Annotated in this window: 7 protein-coding genes; 5 read left to right on the top strand and 2 right to left on the bottom strand. The window is 74.2% G+C overall.

Annotation, left to right across the window (positions count from 1 at the left end):
- Positions 1-480: hypothetical protein (locus AC1DQC_RS07755; RefSeq protein WP_477050646.1), on the top strand; the 480-nt coding region annotated here is incomplete at its 5' end.
- Between the two features lie 56 nt (positions 481-536).
- Here the strand turns inward: AC1DQC_RS07755 and AC1DQC_RS07750 are convergent.
- On the bottom strand, positions 537-1,223 hold the full coding sequence (locus tag AC1DQC_RS07750) for a glycosyl transferase (protein WP_477050645.1): 687 nt from the start codon (positions 1,221-1,223) through the stop codon (positions 537-539).
- Between the two features lie 399 nt (positions 1,224-1,622).
- Here AC1DQC_RS07750 and AC1DQC_RS07745 point away from each other — a divergent pair, with 399 nt between their 5' ends.
- Positions 1,623-2,687: a LacI family DNA-binding transcriptional regulator gene (locus tag AC1DQC_RS07745; RefSeq protein WP_477050644.1), complete on the top strand. Its 1,065-nt coding sequence runs from the start codon at positions 1,623-1,625 to the stop codon at positions 2,685-2,687.
- A 145-nt stretch (positions 2,688-2,832) separates the two neighbouring features.
- On the opposite strand, the gene mgrA is transcribed toward AC1DQC_RS07745, so the two are convergent.
- Positions 2,833-3,858 (bottom strand): L-glyceraldehyde 3-phosphate reductase, encoded by a 1,026-nt coding sequence (gene mgrA, locus AC1DQC_RS07740; protein WP_477050643.1) that lies wholly within the window; start codon positions 3,856-3,858, stop codon positions 2,833-2,835.
- 28 nt (positions 3,859-3,886) lie between these two features.
- Here mgrA and AC1DQC_RS07735 point away from each other — a divergent pair, with 28 nt between their 5' ends.
- The 3 genes from AC1DQC_RS07735 to AC1DQC_RS07725 are packed head-to-tail and all read left to right on the top strand — an operon-like array spanning position 3,887 to position 6,885.
- Positions 3,887-4,348 carry a tRNA (cytidine(34)-2'-O)-methyltransferase gene (locus AC1DQC_RS07735; protein ID WP_477050642.1) on the top strand — a complete coding sequence of 154 codons (462 nt, stop codon included), beginning with the start codon at positions 3,887-3,889 and terminating at the stop codon, positions 4,346-4,348.
- An 18-nt stretch (positions 4,349-4,366) separates the two neighbouring features.
- Entirely contained in the window at positions 4,367-6,133 is a 1,767-nt protein-coding gene (locus tag AC1DQC_RS07730; RefSeq protein ID WP_477050641.1) for a gamma-glutamyltransferase family protein, read from the top strand.
- A complete protein-coding gene (locus AC1DQC_RS07725; RefSeq protein ID WP_477050640.1) occupies positions 6,130-6,885 on the top strand; it encodes a 2-phosphosulfolactate phosphatase in 756 nt (251 codons plus the stop codon). Before AC1DQC_RS07730 ends, AC1DQC_RS07725 begins: the two co-directional genes overlap by 4 nt.
- The last annotated feature ends 46 nt before the right edge of the window (positions 6,886-6,931 follow it).

Below are 6,931 nucleotides of genomic sequence, written 5' to 3'. Positions count from 1 at the left end.
TACCTGGTCTACGAGCCGTGGGCCTACGGCAACGGCAACTGGTGGACCTCCAAGGCCGGGTTCGGCGTCCCGTCCGGCATGGGCTACGCATCGTTCGGCACCATCGACGCCTTCGTCGCGGCGAACCCCGCGGCCCGCGTCATCGGCGTCGGCTACTCGCTGGGCTCCGGCGTGATCGGTGACGCGGTCATCAACAAGATCGTCGTCGGCGGCGCCACCTACACCTTCGGGCTCGAGCCCGTCGTCGTGACCGACCCGCTGCCTGCGGCCCCGGACCCCGTCGTCCCCGCGGCGCCGGTCGTCCCGGTGACACCTGCGGCGCCCGTGGCCGCGGCGCCCGCCGCCCCGACGAGTGCCGCGGTTCCCGCGGCGACCGACGGGACGCTGGCGGCGACCGGCTCGTCGGCGGGGCTGCTGGCCCTGGTCGGTGCGTTGATCGTCGCAGCCGGAGTCGGCCTGCGGCGCTTCGCCCGGCGCTGACGTCGGACCAAAGGTCGGGCCCCGCAGCCTCGTGCTGCGGGGCCCGACCTGTGTCGTCACGCCGTGAAGCGCGCCTCGGCCACGGCGACCACCGGCGCGGCGGTCCGCGCGTACACGTAGGTCAGTGGGGCGGCGAGGAGCACGAGCAGCCAGTCCGACAGGTACGCGACGCCGGCGGCGAGCACGAGCACGGACGCGAACCCGAGCGTCACCAGCGGCTTCGCGGCGACGAAGTAGGCGCCGAGGCGGGCGACGTCGCGGGTGCGGAACGCGAACAGCGCGCTGAGCACGAGGGCGTGCCCGGACCAGAGCACGACCATGACGGCGATCGCGCCAAGCGCGACGCCGAGCGCGGGCGGGAAGCCCGCGTCGGACAGGTGCGTGAGGTTGACGGCGACGATCGCCAGCAGGACGAGCGTCGGCACCCACCAGCGGAGGACGTCGAGCGCGTCGAGCCGGTACCCCCGCCAGAAGTGCCGGGCGGGCGACAGGTCGCGGTCGCGCGCGAACACCCGCCACGCGAAGAGCGCCGCCGCGACGGACGGCCCGAACGGCAGGCACGCCAGCGCGAAGAGGGGGACGTTACTCGCGTCCCGGTCGAGCACCTGCAGGAGCAGGAGGCCCGGGGCGCTGGTGACCAGCAGCAGGACCTCGACCACGAGGAACCAGTACACGGCGGCCGACGAACGCGGCAGCAGCCCGGTGCCGATCTCGTCGTCGCTCTTGGCCGCCATGGCCGTCATCCCACCACGTCCTGACCGAGCAGGCGGCAGTCGTCGGGCCCGGACGATCGCCGGCGATCAGCGTCACCTTGTGCCGACGGAGCACGAGGTCGAGGTCGACGCGACCGTCGACAGAGGAGCTCGGCCTGCCGGACCTCGGGAGCCGAGCCGTCGCGCAGCAGGACGAGCACGCGACGCAATGGGTGGCGCGGCGGCCGAGCTCGCGTCACGCCGCGCCGCGAGGATTCCGAAAGTATCGGCTCGGGCAGGCGACATCTGGCCCGCCATACGTTGGCAGGATGGAGGTTCTTTCGTGTCTATCCTGGACGACAGCGAGGTGATTTCCGTCGACGACGCTGGGCCGCATCCAGGGCCGGTGCTACGTTCGGTCCGATAGTTGCGACGAGCAGATGGACGGCGATGACCACCAGCGCAAGCGCGAGCCCCGACGGGCACGAGACGCTCGCCACGCCCGAGGCCCCGACCGCGACCATCGCCCTCATCGCCGCCGAGGCCGGGGTCTCGATCCCGACGGTGTCCAAGGTGCTCAACGGCCGGACCGACGTCGCCGCGGTGACCCGCGCCCGCGTCGAGGAGGTCATCGACCGGCACCAGTACCGACGTCGGCGCGGACGCAGCCAGACCGGGCCCGGCCTGCTCGACCTCGTCTTCCACGAGCTCGACGCCGGCTGGGCCGTGCAGATCATCAAGGGCGTCGAGTCGGTCGCCGGACCCGAGCGCATGGGCGTGGTGCTGTCCGAGCTCGGCGGCGCGCACCGGCCGCGGCAGGAGTGGCTCGACGACGTGCTGGCCCGTCGGCCGCGCGGCGTCATCCTCGTGCTCTCCGACCTCGACCCGGCGCAGCGCCGGCAGCTGGAGACCCGGTCGATCCCGTTCGTGGTCGTCGACACCGCGGGCGAGCAGCCCGCCGGCGTGCCGACGGTCGGGTCCGCCAACTGGGCCGGCGGCCTCGCGGCGACCCGGCACCTGCTCGGGCTCGGGCACCGGCGGGTCGCCGTCATCTCCGGCCCGGTCGACGTCCTGTGCAGCCGCGCCCGCATCGATGGCTACCGCACGGCGCTCGACGAGGCCGGCGTCGCCGTCGATCCGTCGTTGATCCGGTACGGCGACTTCTTCGTCGGCGGCGGGTACACCCACGGCATGGACCTGCTCGACCGGCCCGACCGGCCCACCGCGATCTTCGCCGGCTCGGACTTCCAGGCGCTCGGCGTCATGCGCGCCGCCCGCGAGCTCGGTCTGCGGATCCCGGAGGACCTGTCGATCGTGGGCTACGACGACCTGCCCGTCACCGAGTGGATCGGCCCCCCGCTGACCACCATCCACCAGCCGCTGCAGGAGATGGCCGCCACCGCGACCCGCATGGTGCTGGCCCTGGCCCGCGGCGAGGTGCCGGCGAACCCGCGCATCGAGCTGGGCACGGAGCTGGTGATCCGCGACAGCACCGCGCCGCCGGCGCTGGTCTGAGCCGTCGCCCGGTTCACCCTGCCGCTCGCCCCGCTAGCAGGGTACCCGCGACGGCCATCTGCCGAACTCGTGACTGCGAGCCGAACTCGCGCGTCTCGACCGGCGAGATCGGCCCGGAGTCACGAGCTGGGCGGTGCGCGCCGCCCTAGCGGCCCGTGCCGTCGACCGCGTGCGGCTCGATCGCGGCGATCTCGTCCGCGGTCAGCGGCGGGGCCTGCAGCGCGGCGACGTTGTCCTCGAGCTGGGCGACGGAGCTGGCGCCGACCAGCGCTGAGGTGATGCGGTCGTCGCGCAGCACCCACGACAGGGCCAGCTGCGCGAGGGACTGCCCTCGCCCCGCGGCGATCTCGTTGAGCGCCCGCGCGCGGGACAGGTACGTCTCCGAGATGGCGGTCGGCTTGAGGAAGTGACCGACGGCCGCGCGGGAGTCCGCCGGGACGTCGCCCGACAGGTAGCGGCCGGTCAGCAGCCCCTGCGCCAGCGGGGAGAACACGATGGTGCCGATGCCCAGGTCGCCGACGACGTCGAGCAGGCTCTCGCTCTGCCCGTCGGCGACGTTCTCCACGTGCCGGTTGAACATCGAGTAGCTGGGCTGGTGGATGAGCAGCGGGGTGCCCAGGTCGGCGAGTACCTGCTGGGCGACCCGCGTCTGGGCCGGCGAGTAGTTCGAGATGCCGGCGTAGAGCGCCTTGCCGCTGGTCACGGCGGTGTGCAGCGCGCCCATCGTCTCCTCGATCGGCACCGACGGGTCCGGGCGGTGCGAGTAGAAGATGTCGACGTAGTCGACCCCGATGCGGGCCAGCGACTGGTCCAGCGAGGACAGCAGGTACTTGCGCGAGCCGCCGTCGCCGTACGGACCCGGCCACATGTCGTAGCCGGCCTTGGAGGAGATGACGAGCTCGTCGCGGTACGGGCGCAGGTCCTCGCGCAGCACGCGGCCGAAGTTCTCCTCGGCGGAGCCGTAGGGCGGGCCGTAGTTGTTGGCCAGGTCGATGTGCGTGATGCCCAGGTCGAACGCCCGGCGCAGGACCGCGCGCTGCGTCTCGAGCGGCGTGGTGTCGCCGAAGTTGTGCCACAGCCCGAGCGAGAGCGCGGGCAGGTCCAGGCCGCTGCGGCCGGTCCGGCGATAGGTCATCGAGTCGTAGCGGGCGTCGTCGGCAAGGAAGGGCATGAGACAACGCTATCCGTAGGATCGGCGCGTGCTGCACGTCGCGTTCTTCGAGCCCCGCATCCCCGGCAACACCGGCAGTGCCATCCGCTTGGCTGCCGGGACGGGGGCCACCCTGCACCTGGTCGAGCCGCTCGGGTTCGACCTGTCGGAGGCCAAGCTGCGGCGGGCCGGGCTCGACTACCACGACCTCGCCCACGTGGTCGTGCACCCGTCGTTCGACGACCTCCTCGCGGCGCTGCCGGGGCGCGTCTACGCGTTCACCACCCAGGCGACGCTGCGCCACACCGACGTCGCGTGGGCGGACGAGGACGTCCTCCTCTTCGGGCCCGAGCCCACCGGCCTGCCCGACGAGGTGCTGGCGCACCCCCGGATCACCGACCGCGTGCGGATCCCGATGCTGCCGGGCCGGCGGTCGATGAACCTGTCGAACGCCGCCGCCGTCGGGATGTACGAGGCGTGGCGGCAGCTGGGGTTCGCCGACGGGGTGTGAGCGGTGCAGGATCGACGGATGTTCACCACCCGCCCCGAGCTCCTCGGCACGTTCGGCATGGTGGCCTCGACGCACTGGCTGGCGTCGGCGGTCGGGATGCGCACGCTCGAGGCCGGCGGCAACGCGTTCGACGCGGCCGCGGCGGCGGGCTTCACGCTCTCCGTCGTCGAGCCGCACCTCAACGGGCCGGGCGGCGACGCCCCGATCATCGGGCACCGTGCCTCCGACGGGCACACGTTCGTGGTCTGCGGCCAGGGCCCGGCGCCCGCCCTGGCGACCATCGGGGCGTACCGCGACCTGGGCCTCGACCTCGTGCCCGGCACGGGGCACCTCGCCGCCGTGGTGCCCGGCGCGTTCGGCGCGTGGCTCGACCTGGTGGCGCGGTACGGCACGCTGCCGCTGGCCGAGGTCCTCGCACCCGCCATCGGTTACGCGCGGGACGGCTACCCGCTCGTCCGGGCGGCGTCGCGGACGATCGCCACCGTGGCGGAGATGTTCACCGAGCACTGGCCGACGTCCGCCGAGGTCTACCTCCCGCACGGCGAGGTCCCCGCGCCGGGCACGCGGTTCACCAACCCGGCGCTCGCCCGCACGTTCGAGCGTCTGCTCACCGGCGGCGGCACCCGCGAGGCCCAGATCGAGGCGGCGCGGCGCGCGTTCTACGAGGGGTTCGTCGCGGAGGCCGTCGACGCGTTCCAGTCGTCCGTGCCCGTGCAGGACTCCTCCGGCCGGCCGCACGCCGGCCTGCTGCGCGCCGACGACCTGGCCGCGTGGCGGGCCGCGGAGGAGCCGACGACCTCCGGGCCGTTCGCCGGCCGGACCATCCACAAGACCGGCGCCTGGGGACAGGGGCCCGTCCTGCTCCAGCAGCTCGCGATGCTCGAGGCGCTCGACGTCGACCAGCTGGCCCGGTCGAACGACACCCTGGCACTCGTGCACACCGTGGTCGAGGTGGCCAAGCTTGCTTTCGCGGACCGCGAGGCCTGGTACGGCGACGACCCGGACGTCCCGCTCGAGACGCTGCTGTCGCCGCAGTACGCGGCGGAGCGGGCGCGGCTGGTCTCGGCGACGGCGTCCGAGGGCTTGCTGCCCGGATCCCCGGACGGTCGGGTGCCGCGCGTGGCGGCCGCGCTCTGGTCGGGTCACACCGGGACGGCGCCGGGCGTCGGCGAGCCCACGGTCTCCCCGATCGGGCTGAGCCCGGGCGACACCTGCCACGTCGACGTCGTCGACCGGTGGGGCAACCGCGTGTCGGCGACCCCGTCGGGCGGCTGGCTGCAGTCCAGCCCCGTGGTGCCGGGCCTCGGCTTCGCGCTCCCGACCCGGGCGCAGATGTTCTGGCTCGAGCCCGGGCTGCCCAACAGCCTCGCGCCCGGCAAGCGGCCGCGCACGACCCTCAGCCCGTCGCTGCTGCTCGACGACGACGGGTCCGGCTTCGCGTTCGGCACCCCCGGCGGCGACCAGCAGGACCAGTGGACGGTGCCGTTCCTGCTCCGTCACCTGCTCGGCGGCGCGGGGCTGCAGGCCGCGATCGACGCTCCCGCGTGGCACTCGTCGCACGTGCCCGGCTCGTTCTACCCGCGCACGCACACACCGCGCGGCCTGGTCGCCGAGTCGCGCCTCGGCGCCGACGTGCTCGACGGGCTGGTCGAGCGCGGGCACGACGTCGAGGTCACCGGCCCCTGGGAGCTCGGGCGGATCAGCGCCGCCGGCGTCCGGCCGGACGGGCTGCTCGCCGCCGCCGCCAACCCCCGCGGCATGCAGGGGTACGCGGTCGGGCGGTGACCGCCTTCGCCGACCAGCACGGGTACCGGGTGGCGTTCGCCTGGGGTCCCGACGAGGCGGCCGCGGTGATCGGACCCGGCCCGACCCTCGCGGTGGTCGTGGACGTCCTGTCCTTCTCGACGACGGTGACCGTCGCGGTGGAGGCGGGCGTCACGGTCCACCCGTTCGGCTCGCGGGATCCTGGCGCAGAGGCGTTCGCTGCGTCCGTGGGGGCGACGCTCGCGCCCGCCCGCACCCTCGACGCACCGAGCCTCTCGGTGTCGTCGATGCGCGACGCCGTCCACGGCCGTCGGGTCGTCGTGGCCTCCCCCAACGGCGCCGCGACGTGCTTGCGGCTGGCGGAGACCGGGGCGCGCGTGGTGGTCGGGTGCCTACGGAACGCCTCGGCGGCGGGCCGTGCGGCAGCCGACTTTCTCGCCTCGCGCGCGGACGCCCGGGTGGTCGTGGTCGCGTGCGGCGAGCGCTGGCCCGACGGCGGCCTGCGGCCTGCGGTCGAGGACCTCTGGGCGGCCGGCGCCATCCTCGCGGCCACGAGGTCCGGCGACCTGTCCCCCGAGGCGGCGACCGCGCGGGCGGCCGCGCCGGTCACCGAACCCCCGCTGCTCGACTGCGCCAGCGGGCGCGAGCTGGTGGGCTCCGGGTTCGCGCGCGACGTCGAGATCGCCGCGGAGAGGGACTCGTGCGAGGAGGTGCCCGAGCTTCGGGACGGGGCGTTCCGGCCCGAGTCCTCCGATGACTTGGTCCGACCATGAGGGTTCGATGAGGAACCGGCCCCCCGCGGAGCCGAGAGGTACGACC

The sequence above is a fragment of the Cellulomonas sp. P4_H12 genome (genome assembly GCF_056400905.1).
The sequence above is the reverse complement of the archived record's forward strand: the minus strand, read 5'-3'. Positions and strand labels throughout refer to the sequence as shown.

Coding starts and splice junctions, on each gene's coding strand:
- AC1DQC_RS07750 (WP_477050645.1), bottom strand. CDS start 1,223: ATGACGGCCATGGCGGCCAAGAGCGACGACGAGATCGGCACCGGGCTG.
- AC1DQC_RS07745 (WP_477050644.1), top strand. CDS start 1,623: ATGACCACCAGCGCAAGCGCGAGCCCCGACGGGCACGAGACGCTCGCC.
- AC1DQC_RS07730 (WP_477050641.1), top strand. CDS start 4,367: ATGTTCACCACCCGCCCCGAGCTCCTCGGCACGTTCGGCATGGTGGCC.
- mgrA (WP_477050643.1), bottom strand. CDS start 3,858: ATGCCCTTCCTTGCCGACGACGCCCGCTACGACTCGATGACCTATCGC.